Here is a 16,099-nt window from a genome sequence, read left to right on the forward strand (position 1 = left end):
AAATGCGGTGATGGCTCAGCCATCACACCAACAAGAGCACGGCCAGCACCAGCACGGCGCCCAGCCCCATCGAGGCCGCATACCAGCGCAGCTTGCCGGTCACGGTCAGGGCCAACATGCGGTGCGCCCACAGGGCCAGGGCTGCGTTCCAACCCATCACCCGATCCGCCGGGTCCGGGCCGCAGAGTTGGGTCAGGGCCAGGAAGGGCCGTACAAACAGGCGATCATAGAGCCAGTCAAAGCCCCAGGCGTGCAGCCAGAGGGTGGCCAGCGGGCGTCCCAGCGTGCTCTCGCCCAGCGCCCTGGTGAGGCGGCGCTCGCCGAGGAACAGGAAGGCCGACAGGGCGATGCCCCCCATGGCCACGATCCCCGAGAGGATCTCGAGGCCGTGGCGTCCCTCTTCGACATGATCCCCCGGCCCGGCCGGCAGCACGCCGGCCAGAGGCGGCACTATCAGGGCGCCGACACCGGTGGAGAGCACCAGCAGCACCAGCAGCGGCAGATGGTGGGCGAGACCCTGACCGGGATGGGCCTGGGTCTGCTCCTTGCCGTGGAAGGCGATGAAGATGAGGCGGAAGGTGTAGAGGGAGGTGAGGAAGGCCCCCACCAGACCCGCCAGCAGCAGGCTCTCCTGGCCTGCTGCCTGCACCTGCCAGAGGATGGCGTCTTTGCTGTAGAAACCCGAGGTGACCAGCGGCAGGGCCGTCAGCGCCGAGCCCCCGACCAGGAAGCAGGCATAGACCAGCGGCAGGCGCCTTCTCAGCCCGCCCATCTTGAAGATGTTCTGCTCGTGGTGACAGGCGAGGATCACCGAGCCCGACGAGAGGAATAGCAGCGCCTTGAAGAAGGCGTGGGTCATCAGGTGGAAGATGGCACCCTGCCAGGCGCCGACACCGAGCGCCAGGAACATGTAGCCTATCTGGCTCATGGTCGAGTAGGCCAGGATGCGTTTGATGTCGGTCTGCACCAGGGCGGCGAAGCCGGCCAGCAGCAGGGTGATGGCGCCCACTATCCCGACCAGATGCAGCACGTCCGGCACCATCACAAACAGGCCGTGGGTGCGGGCGATGAGGTAGACCCCCGCCGTCACCATGGTCGCGGCGTGGATCAGCGCCGAGACAGGGGTAGGGCCCGCCATGGCGTCGGCCAGCCAGGTTTGCAGCGGCAGCTGGGCGGATTTACCCACGGCGCCACCGAGCAACATCAGGCAGGCCAGCTCGAGAGCCGGCGAGCCTTGGGTGAGCATGGCCGGCGCACGCACCAGCAACTCATGAATGTTGAGGGTGCCGAGCTCGCGATAGAGGATGAAGAGGCCGATGGCGAGGAAGACGTCACCCACCCGGGTCACCACGAAGGCCTTGAGGGCCGCGGCGCCGTTGTTCCTGTCTTTGTAGTAGAAGCCGATCAGCAGGTAGCTGCACAGCCCCACCCCTTCCCAGCCCAGATAGACAAACAGCAGGTTATCGGCCAGCACCAGGAAGATCATGCTGGCGATGAAGAGGTTGGTGTAGGCGAAGAAGCGGGAATAGCCCTCCTCACCGCGCATGTACCAGGAGGCGAACAGGTGGATGAAGAAACCCACCCCGGTCACCACCCCCATCATGGTCAGCGACAGACCGTCGAGGGAGAGGGTGAAGGCAGGGGTAAAGTTACCCACCGACAGCCACTGCCACAGGGTCTGGGTGAAGACGCCTGCCTCGGGCGGGTTGCCGAGAAAGTCGATGCCGACCCAGAGGGTGGTCAGGGCCGACAGGCCTATGCTGCCGACGCCGATGAGGGCCGAGCGCGATTCGCTCAGGCGCCCCTGGGCGAAGGCCAGCAGCAGCCAGCCCAGCAGCGGAAATACGAAAGTAAGAGTTAGCAGGCTCATCCGCGCATCTCGCTCACAGTGTCCACGTTCAGGGTGTGGTAACGACGATAGAGCAGCAGCACCAGGGCCAGCCCGATACTGGCTTCGGCGGCTGCCAGGGAAATCACCAGGATGTACATGATCTGGCCATCCGGCTGCACCCAGTGGCTACCGGCCACCACGAAGGCGAGCGCCGAGGCGTTCATCATGATCTCGATGCTCATCAGGATGAAGAGCAGGTTGCGCCGGATCAGCAGGCCGCACAGGCCAATGCAGAACAGGATGGCGGCCAGCAGCAGGCCATGTTCCATGGGGATATTGATCATGCCTCACCTCCCTGATGTTCTTTCTGCTTGGGCACCGACAACACCTCACCCGGCTTCTCTTCGCGTCCCAGGTGCCAGGCGGTGACCAGACCGGCCAGCAGCAGGATGGAGGCCAGCTCGACCGCGATGACGTAGGGGCCAAACAGGCTGATCCCCACCTGCTTGGCGGTCACCTCCATGGTGCCGAGCTGACCACCGGTCAGCCCCAGGATGCCGTCGATGAGAAAGCCCAGCAGTAGCAGAGACAGCACGGCGGGCCCCACCCAGGTGGTGGGAGAGAGCCACTTCTTCTCCTGCTCAGAGGCAGACCCCAGGTTGAGCATCATCACCACGAAGACGAACAGCACCATGATGGCCCCGGCGTAGACGATCACCTGCATGGCGCCGGCAAACGCCGCCCCCAGCACGAAGAAGATGATGGCCACCGCGATGAGGGAGACGATCAGATTCAGCAACGCATGCATGGGGTTGCTGGTGCTGATGACCCTCAGGGTGGCGTAGACGGCGACCAGGGCCGCCACGTAAAACAACAGTTCCATGCACTCTCCTCAGGGCATCAGGCTCTTCACGTCGATGGGCTTGGCCTCGTTCTCGGCAGCCCCTTTCGGCTTGCCGTCGATGGCCATGCCGCTCATGCGATAGAAGTTGTAGTCGGGATACTTGCCCGGTCCGCTGATGAGGAGATCCTCCTTCTCGTAGACCAGGTCCTGACGGCGGTACTCCCCCATCTCGAAGTCGGGGGTGAGTTGAATGGCCGTGGTGGGGCACGCCTCCTCGCACAGGCCGCAGAAGATGCAGCGGGAGAAGTTGATGCGGAAAAATTCCGGATACCAGCGGCCGTCGTCGCGCTCGGATTTTTGCAACGAGATGCAGCCCACCGGGCAGGCCACGGCGCAGAGGTTACAGGCCACGCAACGTTCATCCCCGTCCGGGTCACGGGTCAGCACGATGCGACCGCGATAGCGGGGGGGAAGCGGTACCGGCTGCTCCGGGTAACTCAGGGTCTCACGGGGGCGCCAGGCGTGGGAGAAGACCATGGCCAGGCTGCGGATCTGTGAGCCGACACCTTTGATAATACTGACTATTTTCATCTCAAATTGCCTTAGCCATTGACCAGTACCAGGGCCCCGGTCACCAGCATGTTGATGAGGGTCAGGGGCAGACACACCTTCCAGCCAAACGACATCACCTGATCGAAACGCGGTCTCGGCAGCGAGGCGCGCAGCAGGATGAAGAAGACGATGAAGCAGGCGGTTTTGCCGGCAAACCAGACCACGGGCGGGAGCCAGGGGCCCTGCCAGCCGCCGAAGAAGAGGGTCACGATAAGCGAGGAGACCAGCACTATGCCGATGTACTCCCCCACGAAGAACAGCCCCCATTTCATGCCGGCGTACTCGATGTGGTAGCCGTCGGCCAGCTCCTGCTCCGCCTCCGGTTGGTCAAACGGGTGACGGTGGGTCACCGCCACGCCGGCAAACAGGAAGGTGATGAAGCCGAGGAACTGGGGAACGATATTCCACAGCCCCGTCTGGGCTTCGACGATGTCGCGCAGGTTGAAGCTGCCGGTCTGGATCACTATTCCCATCAGGGAGAGACCGAGGAACACCTCGTAGGAGAGGGTCTGGGCCGAGGCACGCAGGCTGCCGAGCAATGAGTACTTGTTGTTGCTCGACCAGCCGGCGAACAGCACCGCATAGACCGCCATGCCGGCGATGGCCAGGACGTAGAGCAGCCCCACGTTGAGGTTGGAGACGCCCCAGGTAGGGGTCACCGGCACCACGGCGAAGGCCAGGATAAAGGCGGTGAAGGCGATGACCGGCGCCAGCACGAACAGGCGGCGATCGGCGAAGGGGGGGATCCAGTCCTCCTTGAAGAACATCTTGATCATGTCGGCCAGCAGTTGCAGCAGACCGAACGGGCCCACCCGGTTGGGGCCGTGGCGGTCTTGCCAGAGCCCCAGCAGTCGACGCTCGATGAAGCTCATGAAGGCGCCGGCGCCGATCACGGCGATGAGGATCACCAGCGCCTTGCCCACCTCGATCAGCAGGTTCAGCATCTCGTCGCTCATGCGATCGCCTCCTTGAAATCCGCCAGCACCGCGTGCTGCAGGGCGGTCGGTAAGCCATCCATGCCCAGCGGCAGGCCGATGAGGCCGGCAGGGAAGTGTTCACTCACCCGCATCTGGCATTGCCAGTGCTGGCCGCCCCAGGAGAAGGCCGCCTTGCGACCGTCGGTGAGGCCGAGGCGCGCCGCGTCGGCGGCGCTGAGCCAGCCCTGCGGCACGCCCATGCGTTGCTGGAACACCGGGCTGCGGGCAGAGAGCTCTTCACTGCCGAACAGCTGGGCCAGGCTCACCACCTGCAGACCGGACGAGGGGCGTGCGTAGGGAGACGGTGCCTGGAACCAGGGCAGGTTACCCTCAGTGGCCTCGAAGAGGCGGCGACCCGGATCGCCGGCGCGCAGGTGGCCACCCACCTCGTCCTGGAACTTGTTCCAGGCCGACGGTGAGTTCCACCCTGGCGCCCAGGCGAATGGCACCTGGGCCAGGGGTTGCCGGGCACCGGCGTAGCCTTCCATGGAGAAGGCGAAGGGGGAGTCGGGGTCTTGGGCAACCCGCGGTTCGTGCACGTTACGGTCGGCCAGCATGGAGGTGCGACCGCTGTAGCGGTGCGGCTCGCGGGCCAGCTTCATGCCGCGAATGCGCAGACCGGCATTAGGGGCCGGCTCCTTCATGGGGGCGAGGACGGGGTGGGCGTGGATGCACGCCTCGCACACCTGGATCCACTTGTCCCAGCGTGGCCCCAGCCCCTGCAGGGCGCCTTCGAGGGCGCCGAGCCAGCGCCAGCTCTCTTGCACCAGCACGTCCGGCTGGTACCAGTAGGGATCGAACACCTGGAAGCTGCGCTGGGCGCGTCCTTCCATGTTGATCTGGGTACCATCTCCCTCGGCAAAGGTGGTGGCCGGCAGCACCAGGTGGGCGCGGCTGGCGGTCTCTGTATCCTGATGATCGATGACGATCAGCTCCTGCAGCCGAGTCAGAATGGCATCGATCCGCTGGCGCGGGGCACGGCGATAGAGATCGTTCTCCATCACCAGCAGGGTCTGTCCCGCTTGGCCTTCCAGAGCGTCGAAGGCCGCCTCGAGCGGCATGCCGCCGAGCATGGCCAGACCCAGGGAGTTGACCTCGGCGCCGACCAGGGCGAGCTCGGCCTCCTGGCCACGCGCCTTGAGGGCGCGCGCCAGGTTGGCTGCCGCCTCGATGAGGGCCGGGGTGCGCGCCTGAGTGCCGGCGATGATGAGTGGTTTCTTGGCGCCAGCCAGCAACTCGGCCCAGTGGCGGGCCAGGGTGGCGCTCGCCTCATCCAGATCGGTCACGGCGGGGGCCTCGGCGCTGAGCTGGTGGGCGATGGCAAAGCCGAGGCGCGCCTGATCGACCGGAGCACCGTGCCAGGTGGCCTCGGCCGCATCGTCGAGACGGCTCCCATGGGTGCCGGTGATGAGCAGGGGCCAACGGTCGAACTGGCCCAGGGTCGCCACGGCGGCCACCTGCCACTCGTCGACCTTCATGGCTCGGGCCTTAGCGCGGGCCTTGCCCTTGACCGCCTGGCGCAGGGCCAGGGCGATGCGGGCGGCGGTCTGGGTCACATCCTCGCCGAGGATCAGAATGGCGTCGGCCTCTTCCATGTCGCGCAGGCTGGGGGTGCGTACCCCCCCTTCCTTCAGCACCCTGTGCATCAGGGTGAGGCACTCCCACTCGCTGCGCTCTATGCCGCAGGAGAAACGGTCAGCGCCGACCAGTTCGCGCAGGGCGAAGTTGCTCTCCAGGCTGGCGCGAGGGGAGCCGATGCCGATGACGCCGGTGCCGGCGCGCAGGGCGTCGGCGGCGCGATTGATCCCCCCCTCGCGGGTGATGCTGATGCGGCTATCGCCCTCGCGCAGCAGAGGCTGCATGGGTCTGTCTTCCCGGTTGACCCAGCCATAGCCGAAGCGGCCGCGGTCGCACAGGAAGTAGTGATTGATGGCGCCGTGATAGCGGTTTTCGATGCGGCGCAGCTCGCCGTAGCGCTCACCCGGGCTGATGTTGCAGCCGACCGAGCACTGCTGGCAGATGCTGGGGGCAAACTGCATGTCCCACTTGCGATTGAAGCGCTCGGAGTGAGTCTTGTCGGTGAACACCCCGGTCGGGCATACCTCGACCAGGTTGCCGGAGAACTCGCTCTCCAGGGTGCCGCTCTCGACCCGGCCGAAGTAGACGTTGTCGTGGGCGCCGTAGACGCCGAGGTCTTCGCCGCCGGCGTAGTCCTTGTAGTAGCGCACGCAGCGATAGCAGGCGATGCAGCGGTTCATCTCGTGGGCCACGAAGGGGCCGAGATCCTGATTCTGGTGGGTGCGCTTGGTGAAACGATAGCGGCGGCTGTTGTGGCCCGTCATCACCGTCATGTCTTGCAGGTGGCAGGCACCCCCTTCCTCGCACACAGGGCAGTCGTGGGGGTGATTGGTCATCAACCACTCCACCACGCTCTGGCGAAACTCTTTGGCCTCTTCGTCCTCGATGGCGATGAAGGTGCCGTCGCTCGCCGGCGTCATGCAGGACATGACCAGCCGGCCGCGTTTGTCGTCGGCATTCTGATACTGCTTCACCGCACACTGGCGGCAGGCGCCGACGCTGCCAAGCGCCGGGTGCCAGCAGAAATAGGGAATATCCAGGCCAAGAGAGAGACAGGCCTGCAGCAGGTTATCGGCCCCGTCTACTTCGTACTCTTTGCCATCAACATGAATGGTTGCCATACAGCCTCGTTCCTTCGCAACAGACTCGCCGCGCCCAATTACCAGCGCTGGCTCAGCAGGTTGGGTTGCACGCCCTTGATTGCCTTGCGGTTATCGCCCGCACCCTTGATCCCGGCTTCGAACTCCGGGCGGAAATACTTGATGGCGCTGGCCAGCGGCTCCACCGCTCCCGGTGCGTGAGCGCAGAAGGTCTTGCCCGGACCCAGCTGGCGGCAGAGCTGCTCCAGGGTCTCGATGTCGCCGGTTTCCCCTTGGCCAAGCTCGATGGCGCGCAACAGCTTGACGCTCCAGGGCAGGCCATCGCGACAGGGGGTGCACCAGCCGCACGACTCGCGGGCGAAGAACTCCTCCATGTTGCGCAGCAGAGAGACCATGCTGATGCGATCGTCCACCGCCATGGCGAGGCCGGTCCCCATCCGGGTGCCCACTTTGCCGATACCGGCCGTGTACATCTGGGCATCGAGGTGTTCGGGCAGCAGGAAACCGGTGCCGGCACCGCCCGGTTGCCAGGCCTTGAGGGTGTAACCGTCGCGCATGCCGCCGGCATACTCTTCGAACAGCTCTCGGGCCGTGATGCCGAAGGGAAGCTCCCACAGACCCGGATTGTTCACCTTGCCCGAGAAGCCCATCAGTTTGGTGCCGTGATCTTCCGAGCCGGGCAGGGCCAGCCCCTGATACCAGCTCACCCCGTTGCCGATGATGGCCGGCACGTTGCACAGGGTCTCGACGTTGTTGACGCAGGTGGGTTTGCCCCAGACCCCGGAGACGGCGGGGAAGGGGGGCTTGGCGCGCGGGTTGGCGCGGCGCCCCTCCAGAGAGTTGATGAGCGCCGTCTCTTCGCCACAGATGTAGCGGCCGGCGCCGGTGTGGACGAACAGCTCGAAGTCAAAGCCCGAGCCCAGGATGTTCTTGCCGAGCAGGCCGGCGGCCTTGGCCTCTTCCACGGCACGGCGCAGGTTGGTCGCCGCGTCCACGTATTCGCCGCGCAGGAAGATGTAGCCGCGGTAGGCCTTCAGCGCCCGGGCCGAGATGAGCATCCCCTCGATAAGCAGGTGGGGCAGCTGCTCCATCAGCAGTCTGTCCTTCCAGGTGTTGGGCTCCATCTCGTCGGCGTTGCACAGCAGGTAACGGATGTTCATGCTCTCGTCTTTGGGCATCAGGCCCCACTTCACCCCCGTGGGGAAGCCGGCCCCGCCGCGCCCCTTGAGGCCGGCATCCTTGACGGTCGCAACTATCTCGTCCGGGCTCATCTGGCCGAGGGCCTTGCGAGCGGCCTCATAGCCCTGCTTGGCCTGGTATTCGTCCAGCCAGACCGGCTGGCCGTCGTCGCGCAGGCGCCAGGTCAGCGGGTGGGTCTCGGCGGCCCGGGCGATCAGATTGGCGGTGCCAAAGGAGGTCAATCTCATGGGTAGTTCTCCAGAGTCCGGCGCAGGGCCTCACCATCGAGACCACCAAAGGTGTCGTCGTCGATCATCATGGCTGGCCCCTTGTCGCAGTTGCCCAGACAACAGACCGGCAGCAGGGTGAAGCGGCCGTCCTCTGTGGTCTGGCCGGGCGCGATGCCGATGTGCTCTTTGAGGGTGGCCAAGACCCCCTCGTGACCGTTGATGTAGCAGACCATGCTGTCGCACACCCGGATGATGTGGCGTCCCACCGGCTGGCGGAAGATCTGGCTGTAGAAGGTGGCGACCCCCTCCACGTCGCTGGCGGGGATCCCCAGTTCGGTGGCGATGGCTGGAATGGCGCCGTCAGGCACCCATCCGCGAGCCTGTTGCACTATCTTGAGGGCCTCGATGCTGGCGGCGCGGGGATCCTCGTAGTGGTGCTTCTCGTGGGTGATGGCGTCACGCTCGGCATCAGAGAGGGCAAAGCCTCCCGTGCATCCCTGTGCGTCTTGTTGTAATGCGCCTTTCTGGCACTGACATTGCTGGTGGCTCATGGCTTAGCGATCCACATCCGACATAACGAAATCGATACTGCCCAGATAGACGATGAGATCCGACACCATCTGGCCGCGGATCACCGAGGGGATCTGCTGCAAGTGGGCGAAACTCGGGGTCCGGATCCGGGTGCGATAGCTCATGGTGGAGCCGTCACTGGTCAGGTAGTAGCTGTTGACGCCCTTGGTCGCCTCGATCATCTGGAACGACTCGGCGGCGGGCATCACGGGCCCCCACGACACTTGCAGGAAGTGGTTGATGAGGGTCTCGATGTGCTGCAGGGTGCGCTCTTTCGGTGGCGGCGTGGTGAGCGGGTGATCAGCCTTGAAGGGCCCCTCCGGCATGTGCTCGAGGCATTGGGCTATGATGCGCACGCTCTGGCGCATCTCCTCGAGGCGCACCATGGCGCGATCATAGGCGTCGCCGTTGGCGCCCACTGGCACCTCGAACTCGAACTGGTCGTAGCCGGAATAGGGGCGCCATTTGCGAATGTCGAAGTTGAGACCGGTGGCGCGCAGGCCGCCTCCCGTGGTCCCCCAGGCCAGCGCCTGCGAGGTCGAGTAGGCGGCGACACCGACGGTGCGGCCCTTGAGAATGCTGTTGCGCATGGCCGCCTTCTCGTACTCCATCAGGCGCTTGGGCAGCCAGTCGAGCAGGTTCTCCTTGATGAGCTGGCGCCACCCTTGTGGCAGATCGTGGGCCACGCCGCCGATGCGGAACCAGGCCGGGTGCATGCGGGCCCCGGTGATCGCCTCGATGATGTTGTAGATGCGCTGACGGTCGGTGAAGGTGAAGAAGACGGGGGTCATGGCGCCCACGTCCTGAATATAGGTGCCGATGAAGAGCAGGTGGCTCTGGATGCGGAACAGCTCTGCCAGCATCACCCGGATCATGTCGACCCGCTGGGGCACCTTGATGCCAGCCAGCTTCTCGACCGCCAGCACATAGGGGAGGTTGTTCATCACCCCGCCCAGGTATTCGACCCGGTCTGTGTAGGGGATGTAGCTGTGCCAGGACTGGCGTTCACCCATCTTCTCGGCGCCGCGATGGTGATAGCCGATGTCGGGCACACAGTTGAGGATCTCTTCTCCATCGAGCTGCAACACCAGGCGAAATGCCCCGTGTGCCGACGGGTGGTTGGGGCCAAGGTTCAAGAACATATAGTCCTCGTTGGCATTGCCCCGACGCAGCCCCCACTCTTCCGGTTTGAACAGCAGGTTCTCCTGCTCCATGTCCTGCTTGGCGGCATCGAGCATGAAGGGGTCGAACTCGGTGGCCCGTGCCGGATAATCCTTGCGCAATGGGTGTCCCTGCCAGCTGCGCGGCATCATGATGCGGGTCAGGTGGGGGTGACCGTTGAAGGTGATGCCGAGCAGATCCCACACCTCGCGCTCATACCAGTTGGCGTTGGGATAGATAGTGGTTGCGCTCGGCAGGGTGAGATCCCCCTCCTGCAGGGGCACCTTCAGCATCAGGTCGCTGTTTCTGTCGATGGAAAGCAGGTGGTAGAAGACGGTGAAATCCGAGGGGGGGAGCCCCTCGCGGTGGCTGCGCATCCGCTCGTCGACCCCGTGCAGATCGTAGAGCATCACGAACGGCTTGGGTTGCTGGCGCACGAAGCGCAGCACATCCAGCAGCAACTCTCTGGGTAGCCAGAGTACGGGGATGCCGGTACGGGTGGTCTGCAGGGTAAAGGGCTCGCTCCCGAAATGGGCGAACAGTTCGCCGACGATGGGCGCCTGTGCCTGGTCGCCCGGTTGCCACTGGGCCATCTCGGCATTGGTCGGAAACTCGTTAGTCAATCGCATATCAGCTCTCGTCCGGGGTCCGCAGGTTCTTGACGGCGATCCGCTCGCCCCGCTTGCGCTCTTTCATCGCCTCCAGCTGAGGGCGGTAGATGCCCTGATCCCCCGCCACCCAGGAGAGGGGGCGGCGCTCCTTACCGATAGAGTCCTGCAGCAGCATCAGGGCTTCGAGGAAGGCCTCGGGACGGGGCGGGCAGCCCGGAATGTAGACGTCGACCGGCAGAAACTTGTCGACCCCCTGCACCACAGAGTAGATGTCGTACATGCCGCCCGAGTTGGCACAGGCGCCCATGGAGATGACCCACTTGGGTTCGAGCAGTTGCTCGTAGAGGCGCTGGATGACGGGCGCCATCTTGATGAAGGGGGTTCCGGCGATCACCATGAAGTCGGCCTGACGGGGTGATGCCCGGATGACCTCGGCGCCGAAACGGGCCACGTCGTGGGGGGAGGTAAAGGCGGTACACATCTCCACATAGCAGCAGGAGATGCCGAAGTTATAGGGCCAGAGGGAGTTCTTGCGGCCCCAGTTGACCGCGTCGTGCAGCACCTCCTCGACCCGGCCGAGCAGTATGCCGCGTTCGGCACTCTGGGCCAGGGGATCAGCGACCGTCTGGCGCTGCTCTTGGGGGTAACGCTCCAGAGGGGCGTCGGGATCGATCCGGGTCAGGGTGTACTTCATGAGCAGACCTCAAAGACGGGTTAGTCCTGTTGCTGGTTGAGGGGTTTCTTGCTGGGGGACCAGTCGAGGGCGCCGATACGCCACAAATAGAGGAGGCCGACCAGCAGCAGCACGATGAAAATGGCGGCTTCGATAAAGCCGACCCAGCCGGTCTCCCGCACCGATACAGCCCATGCGAAGAGGTAGAGGGCCTCTACATCGAAGATCACGAAAAACATGGCGACGAGATAGAACTTTGCCGAGAAGCGCAGGCGGGCGTTACCGACCGACTCAACACCCGATTCGAAGGGTTTATTCTTGGCGCGTCCCCGGGCTCGCCCTCCCAGAAAGGCGGCCAGCCCTATCATGGTGAAACAGATAGCAAAGGCGGCGATCACATAAACGGTGAAGGCCCAATGTTCTGGAATGACTCCTGAAAACATAGGTGTTGTTTCCTACCGAGACGAAAGCGGCAGTAACAATGATGTCATTTTATCCAGAGGCTTGGTAGATAAAAGTGAACTCAATGTTTTGTTTTTTAATTAATCGTTCCTTTTGTTGTATTTGTTTTTACAATTGAAAATGAGAACTTATTTCATCTGGTTTTGTTTATTAACATCGGGGGCGTTTAGTAGGGGGAGCGACTGCTCCGAAGGGGTGCCCTGAGTCAGTGTTATTTCGACTCTGCGGTTGCCTTCCCGGTGAGCGACCGAATCGTTGGGAAAGCGTGGCCGAGTATCCGCCTTGCCTTGTGCGACGATGCGAGTGGCGTCGAGGTGGGGATCCTTAATCAAGACATGCACGATAGCCGCGGCTCTAAGTACCGATAGCTCCCAGTTGCTCTGATAGAGCTCGGTCGGAGGCTGGCTATTGTCGGTGTGGCCCGATACGGCGATCTGGCCGGGTATATCGGCCAATATTGCCGCGATGCGTTCTACCAGCGGAATAAACTGGGGTTGCAGGTAGGCGGAATCGGAAGGAAATAGGGTTCTCTCTCCGATGCGGATGATGAGCTCATCACCGAGTTGCTCTATTTCTATCTCTTTATTTTGTATCTCGCTCTTGAGCCTTTTATCGAGCTTTTCTCTGCTCTCTTTCATCCAGCCACTGGCCTCCGGGTTGGGATGGGGCCAGGAGTTGTTGGCATCGGGTTTGGCCGATTGCCCGATCGTCTCGTTAATAGGGTCGGACGCCGGCTTGTGCTCACTCTCCATCACGCTGGGTTTCTCATCGACACTCTCTGTGGTGTGGGACTCGGGCTCCAGGATGCCGGTCCCTCCCTGTAGCACGGGAGAGCCTGCCGGGGGGGAGATGAGACCTATCTTGCCCAGCGACTCGATAAATCCCTGGATGATGACCCTCGCCTCCGATTGCTTGGACATGGCAAAGGAGTAGAGCACCACGAACAGGGCAAACAGCAGGGTCATGAAGTCGGCATAGGAGACCAGCCAGCGTTCATGGTTCTCCGGGGCTTCAGCCTTTTTCTTTTTCATTTGCCTCGTGTCCTAAGTAGGGGCTCAGGCTGACCTGGAGTCGCTGTTGTGATTCGCCATCCATGATGCCCATGATGCCGGTGATGCTCATCTCCTTGTAATGGCGTATCTGATGGCCAAAGGCCTTATAGCGGTTGCCAAAGGGAAGGAAGATCAGGTTCGCCGCCGAAACGCCATAAATGGTCGCGACGAAGGCAACCGCGATGGCGCCCCCGAGCTTATCCGGTTGATCGAGCAGGCCCATGGCGTGAATGAGGCCAAACACAGCCCCCACTATCCCCATGGTCGGGCAGTAGCCCCCCATGGCTTCGTAAAATTTCACGGTCTGCTCGAGATCCTCTTGCTCGAACTCCACTTCTTTCTCGAGCACCTCGAAGATTTTGTCCTTCTCATAGCCATCCACCATCATCTGTATCCCTTTTCTCAGAAAGGGATCCGAGATTTGGTCGAGCATGCTCTCCAGCGCCAGCATGCCATTACGACGGGCATTGCCTGCCAGCTCCTGCAGTAATTCGGACTGGGCGACGAGATCGATCTTCGGGGGAGCAAGCAACCACTTGAAGCGCTTCATTGAGGCGCCGATGACGGAAAAAGGAAACTGGGTCATGGCTGCGCCTACGGTGCCGCCGATGACGATCATAAACGCCGGGAGATCGAGCAGGGCGCTGGGATGCCCCCCTTCGATCATGTTGCCGCCCAGGATAACGAGAATGGCGAAAATCACACCGATGAGGCTCATGACGCTCCTTGCTGAGTGAGAGACCTGTTTGTTGACCAAAGTGGCATCAGGGTGAGCATAGATCCACTCTGATGGGTCGGGAACGGGTTTAATTCTACTCTGAGTGATTTTTCGGTCGGGTGCCCGTGGTGGGGGGGGCGCCGGGCGATCCAGGGCTTCTGTTTGGCTCAAACGAAACGGGAAGCCCCGTAGCGTTAAATGTGGAATATCCGGACTAAGTTCGCCCATTCATCGACATTAATTGTTAAATATTGTGTTTTGTGCTGACGGTCACCAAATTGTTACATTTTTGTTCATGTTGGACTCAGAAATCCGTCACCATACTGAATCGACATTATGGTTGAGACGGAGACAACGACATGACACACAGAGTCGGGCTCTCCATCTTGTGGGGGTTGGCCACGTTTGGACTACAGGGTGAGTTCGTGGCCAGCCGCGAGGGGGAGCGCCGTCATTGGTCTGCCTCGAGGCTCGAGATGGAGGGGATGGTGATTGCCCCCCTCAAAGAGGGGCGCTGGCTGTTTGATGATGGCACTCGCAGCGTGGTGTTACTGATGCCCGAGGGCGTGACTCCCCCCGTGGGTCATCCTGTCTCTTTGAAGGGCCGGGCCTGCCAGCTGGCCGGTGCCGATTGTCTGTTGGTTGAGCAGCTCGATGGAGAACCGCTCATCATAGCCTGATGCCGCGGTCATACAATCGGGGAGGGGGCAGCGCCGCGCTTTGGATTGCCTTATATTTGCAGAGTGAGAGCTTGCTCTCAAAGCCGGAATAATCCACTGTGTAAAACGTTTGCTTGCGGGTAATCTCGCACTTGCCAGTTTAGAAGGTGACCCCCTTCTAATGTTTCTTGCGATGCGAAATCGCAATTCCGTAGCACCTATTTTTAAGGCCCGTTATCCCCTGGATAGTGGGCCTCGTTTTTTAGGTTAACCGGTGTAGTGACCGATACTGGGACGGCGGCTTGGGCCTGCAAGATGAATGTCGACCGGGTTAAACGCCTTGATCGCCTCGAAGCTGAAGTCGCCGATCGCTCGATGCAGGCTGTCGGGGGCGTGGTTGGTGATAAGAATCACGCTCTTGGATAGGTTGCGACGGCGGCGCAACAGATGGCCGAGAAAGCTGGACTGGCTTTCGGCCAGCTTGGCCCGGTTGGCGGCCACCTCGTCGATGATGAGCAGATCGACCTCCTCGAGGGCGCGGCGGTACTGGTTGCGCTCCTCTTGATCCTCGATGACGTTGAAGAAGAGGCGATCGACGATAGAGGCCCATTGCTGGAAGATGACCGATTTTTGGTGGCGCTCGATCAGCTCGTGGGCGACGGCGCCGGCCAGGGTCGACTTGCCGGTGCCATAGTCTCCGTAGATCAGCATGCAGCCCCCACCACTCTTCTCCCAGTGCTCGAAGCCGCTGATGAAATAGCGCGCCGTTTCGATGGCATATTGCAGGGCGGGATCCTGATGATCCATGCGATCGAATACCCACTCCGGATTGAGATCTGCCTGGGCGATTAAGCGCTTGATGCGATCCTGACGAGCCTGCTTTTGCAATTCACGCACCTCGGCGTTGGCCTTGGCCTCGTACTCTTTACGCAGGGTCTCGTAGTCGTATTGGCTCCCTCCGGTCTCATGCTGCAAACGGCGAATGCGTTCCAGCAAGGAGCCCACGTGGCGTTGCAAGTCCGGATCGTGCTGTTGCCGTCCTTGTTTCTCGCGATTGATCTGTTGGCGCCTGGCGTCGATGTCGGCCAGATCCTGCTTCAGGGGATCCTGATCATGAGCCATGCTCTTGTTCCTTCTGCTGGGCCAGACGTTTGGCCTCTTCGATCATCTCTTGGGCTCGGCGGCTGGGGCCGGCCTCTGTGGTGTGTATTGTCACCTGCTGATAACCCTGCTCTTGGGAGTGCTGGCGTTTCACATAGCGACGAGTTTTAAGCGCCCGGATGAATTTGAGGGTCCACTGGTGCTGACTGTCGAACACGTCGGGGCGTCCCAGCCAGTAAGCGATGAACTCCCCGAGGTCTTCCTCACTGTAGCTGCAGTCTATCACGCCACACAGGCGCGCCAGTGCTGGCATACTCTCATCGGGTCGCCACTCCAGATGCATGGGAAACGGGGTCTGCGGCAGGGGAGAGGAGGTCTCCTGTTGCAACAGTGGCAGGGTAAAAGGCTGAGTGTGGAAATGCTCGCCAGCGAGCTGTGCCTCGAGCAGACCGGCACCGATCAGCTCCTCCAATAACAGAGTGAGCTGACGACCATTGACCTGATAACTGAACCCGCTGGGTGAGTCAGGGTCCGTGACCGCCAGTGCCCTTCCCAGCTGGGGATAGTTCAGGATCCTCGGCTGTTGTTCGATCCAGATCCGCCTCAGATGCAGGCAATAGAGGCTTCTGGCCGGATGCGACAACCTGGGATGGGAGAGGGCATGGTACTCGGCTGGGGTCATTGAGCATCTCTTCACTGCAAGATGGCGCCATTATCGCCGATGGCTGGCGGAGGTACAAA

At 62.2% G+C, this 16,099-nt stretch carries 16 protein-coding genes; 1 reads left to right on the forward strand and 15 read right to left on the reverse strand.

The features are described 5' to 3' along the window. Positions 1-22: 22 nt before the first annotated feature. The 13 genes from nuoL to BN1121_RS13365 all read right to left on the reverse strand — a co-directional run bounded on the left by nuoL (position 23) and on the right by BN1121_RS13365 (position 13,598). The gene (gene nuoL / locus BN1121_RS13305; protein ID WP_005351812.1) at positions 23-1,870 is read right to left on the reverse strand and encodes an NADH-quinone oxidoreductase subunit L; all 1,848 of its coding nucleotides are present in this window, start codon (positions 1,868-1,870) and stop codon (positions 23-25) included. Beyond that, on the reverse strand, positions 1,867-2,175 hold the full coding sequence (gene nuoK, locus BN1121_RS13310) for an NADH-quinone oxidoreductase subunit NuoK (RefSeq protein ID WP_005351816.1): 309 nt from the start codon (positions 2,173-2,175) through the stop codon (positions 1,867-1,869). The genes nuoL and nuoK overlap by 4 nt, the downstream gene beginning before the upstream one ends. After that, complete coding sequence (gene nuoJ / locus BN1121_RS13315; protein ID WP_005351817.1) at positions 2,172-2,714, reverse strand: NADH-quinone oxidoreductase subunit J; 543 nt, start codon at positions 2,712-2,714, stop codon at positions 2,172-2,174. Before nuoJ ends, nuoK begins: the two co-directional genes overlap by 4 nt. Before the next feature lie 9 nt (positions 2,715-2,723). Next, complete coding sequence (nuoI, locus tag BN1121_RS13320) at positions 2,724-3,266, reverse strand: NADH-quinone oxidoreductase subunit NuoI (protein ID WP_005351818.1); 543 nt, start codon at positions 3,264-3,266, stop codon at positions 2,724-2,726. 11 nt (positions 3,267-3,277) lie between these two features. Then, on the reverse strand, positions 3,278-4,243 hold the full coding sequence (gene nuoH / locus BN1121_RS13325; protein ID WP_005351819.1) for an NADH-quinone oxidoreductase subunit NuoH: 966 nt from the start codon (positions 4,241-4,243) through the stop codon (positions 3,278-3,280). Further along, complete coding sequence (nuoG, locus tag BN1121_RS13330) at positions 4,240-6,963, reverse strand: NADH-quinone oxidoreductase subunit NuoG (RefSeq protein WP_005351820.1); 2,724 nt, start codon at positions 6,961-6,963, stop codon at positions 4,240-4,242. The genes nuoH and nuoG overlap by 4 nt, the downstream gene beginning before the upstream one ends. A gap of 38 nt (positions 6,964-7,001) precedes the next feature. Further along, positions 7,002-8,369, reverse strand: a complete 1,368-nt coding sequence (gene nuoF, locus BN1121_RS13335; protein WP_043157406.1) for an NADH-quinone oxidoreductase subunit NuoF — start codon at positions 8,367-8,369, stop codon at positions 7,002-7,004. Then, the gene (gene nuoE, locus BN1121_RS13340) at positions 8,366-8,902 is read right to left on the reverse strand and encodes an NADH-quinone oxidoreductase subunit NuoE (RefSeq protein WP_005351832.1); all 537 of its coding nucleotides are present in this window, start codon (positions 8,900-8,902) and stop codon (positions 8,366-8,368) included. The genes nuoF and nuoE overlap by 4 nt, the downstream gene beginning before the upstream one ends. A gap of 3 nt (positions 8,903-8,905) precedes the next feature. Then, positions 8,906-10,711 (reverse strand): NADH-quinone oxidoreductase subunit C/D, encoded by a 1,806-nt coding sequence (gene nuoC, locus BN1121_RS13345; protein ID WP_043157408.1) that lies wholly within the window; start codon positions 10,709-10,711, stop codon positions 8,906-8,908. Between the two features lies 1 nt (position 10,712). Beyond that, positions 10,713-11,387, reverse strand: coding sequence for a NuoB/complex I 20 kDa subunit family protein (locus tag BN1121_RS13350; protein WP_005351836.1), 675 nt, complete (start codon positions 11,385-11,387; stop codon positions 10,713-10,715). A 20-nt stretch (positions 11,388-11,407) separates the two neighbouring features. Beyond that, entirely contained in the window at positions 11,408-11,809 is a 402-nt protein-coding gene (locus BN1121_RS13355; RefSeq protein ID WP_005351838.1) for an NADH-quinone oxidoreductase subunit A, read from the reverse strand. A 147-nt stretch (positions 11,810-11,956) separates the two neighbouring features. After that, positions 11,957-12,859, reverse strand: coding sequence for a MotB family protein (locus BN1121_RS13360; protein WP_005351840.1), 903 nt, complete (start codon positions 12,857-12,859; stop codon positions 11,957-11,959). Then, the gene (locus BN1121_RS13365) at positions 12,840-13,598 is read right to left on the reverse strand and encodes a flagellar motor protein (RefSeq protein ID WP_005351842.1); all 759 of its coding nucleotides are present in this window, start codon (positions 13,596-13,598) and stop codon (positions 12,840-12,842) included. The genes BN1121_RS13360 and BN1121_RS13365 overlap by 20 nt, the downstream gene beginning before the upstream one ends. A gap of 359 nt (positions 13,599-13,957) precedes the next feature. On the opposite strand from BN1121_RS13365, the gene BN1121_RS19050 reads away from it, so the two are divergent. Beyond that, positions 13,958-14,278 (forward strand): hypothetical protein, encoded by a 321-nt coding sequence (locus BN1121_RS19050; RefSeq protein ID WP_005351845.1) that lies wholly within the window; start codon positions 13,958-13,960, stop codon positions 14,276-14,278. 246 nt (positions 14,279-14,524) lie between these two features. Here the strand turns inward: BN1121_RS19050 and BN1121_RS13375 are convergent, their stop codons facing one another. Both BN1121_RS13375 and BN1121_RS13380 read right to left on the reverse strand, forming a co-directional pair. Then, positions 14,525-15,379 (reverse strand): DnaA ATPase domain-containing protein, encoded by an 855-nt coding sequence (locus BN1121_RS13375; RefSeq protein WP_005351849.1) that lies wholly within the window; start codon positions 15,377-15,379, stop codon positions 14,525-14,527. Next, the gene (locus BN1121_RS13380; protein WP_005351851.1) at positions 15,369-16,040 is read right to left on the reverse strand and encodes a DnaT-like ssDNA-binding domain-containing protein; all 672 of its coding nucleotides are present in this window, start codon (positions 16,038-16,040) and stop codon (positions 15,369-15,371) included. Before BN1121_RS13380 ends, BN1121_RS13375 begins: the two co-directional genes overlap by 11 nt. Positions 16,041-16,099: the final 59 nt, after the last annotated feature.

The organism is Aeromonas diversa CDC 2478-85 (genome assembly GCF_000819805.1).
Taxonomy (GTDB): domain Bacteria; phylum Pseudomonadota; class Gammaproteobacteria; order Enterobacterales; family Aeromonadaceae; genus Aeromonas; species Aeromonas diversa.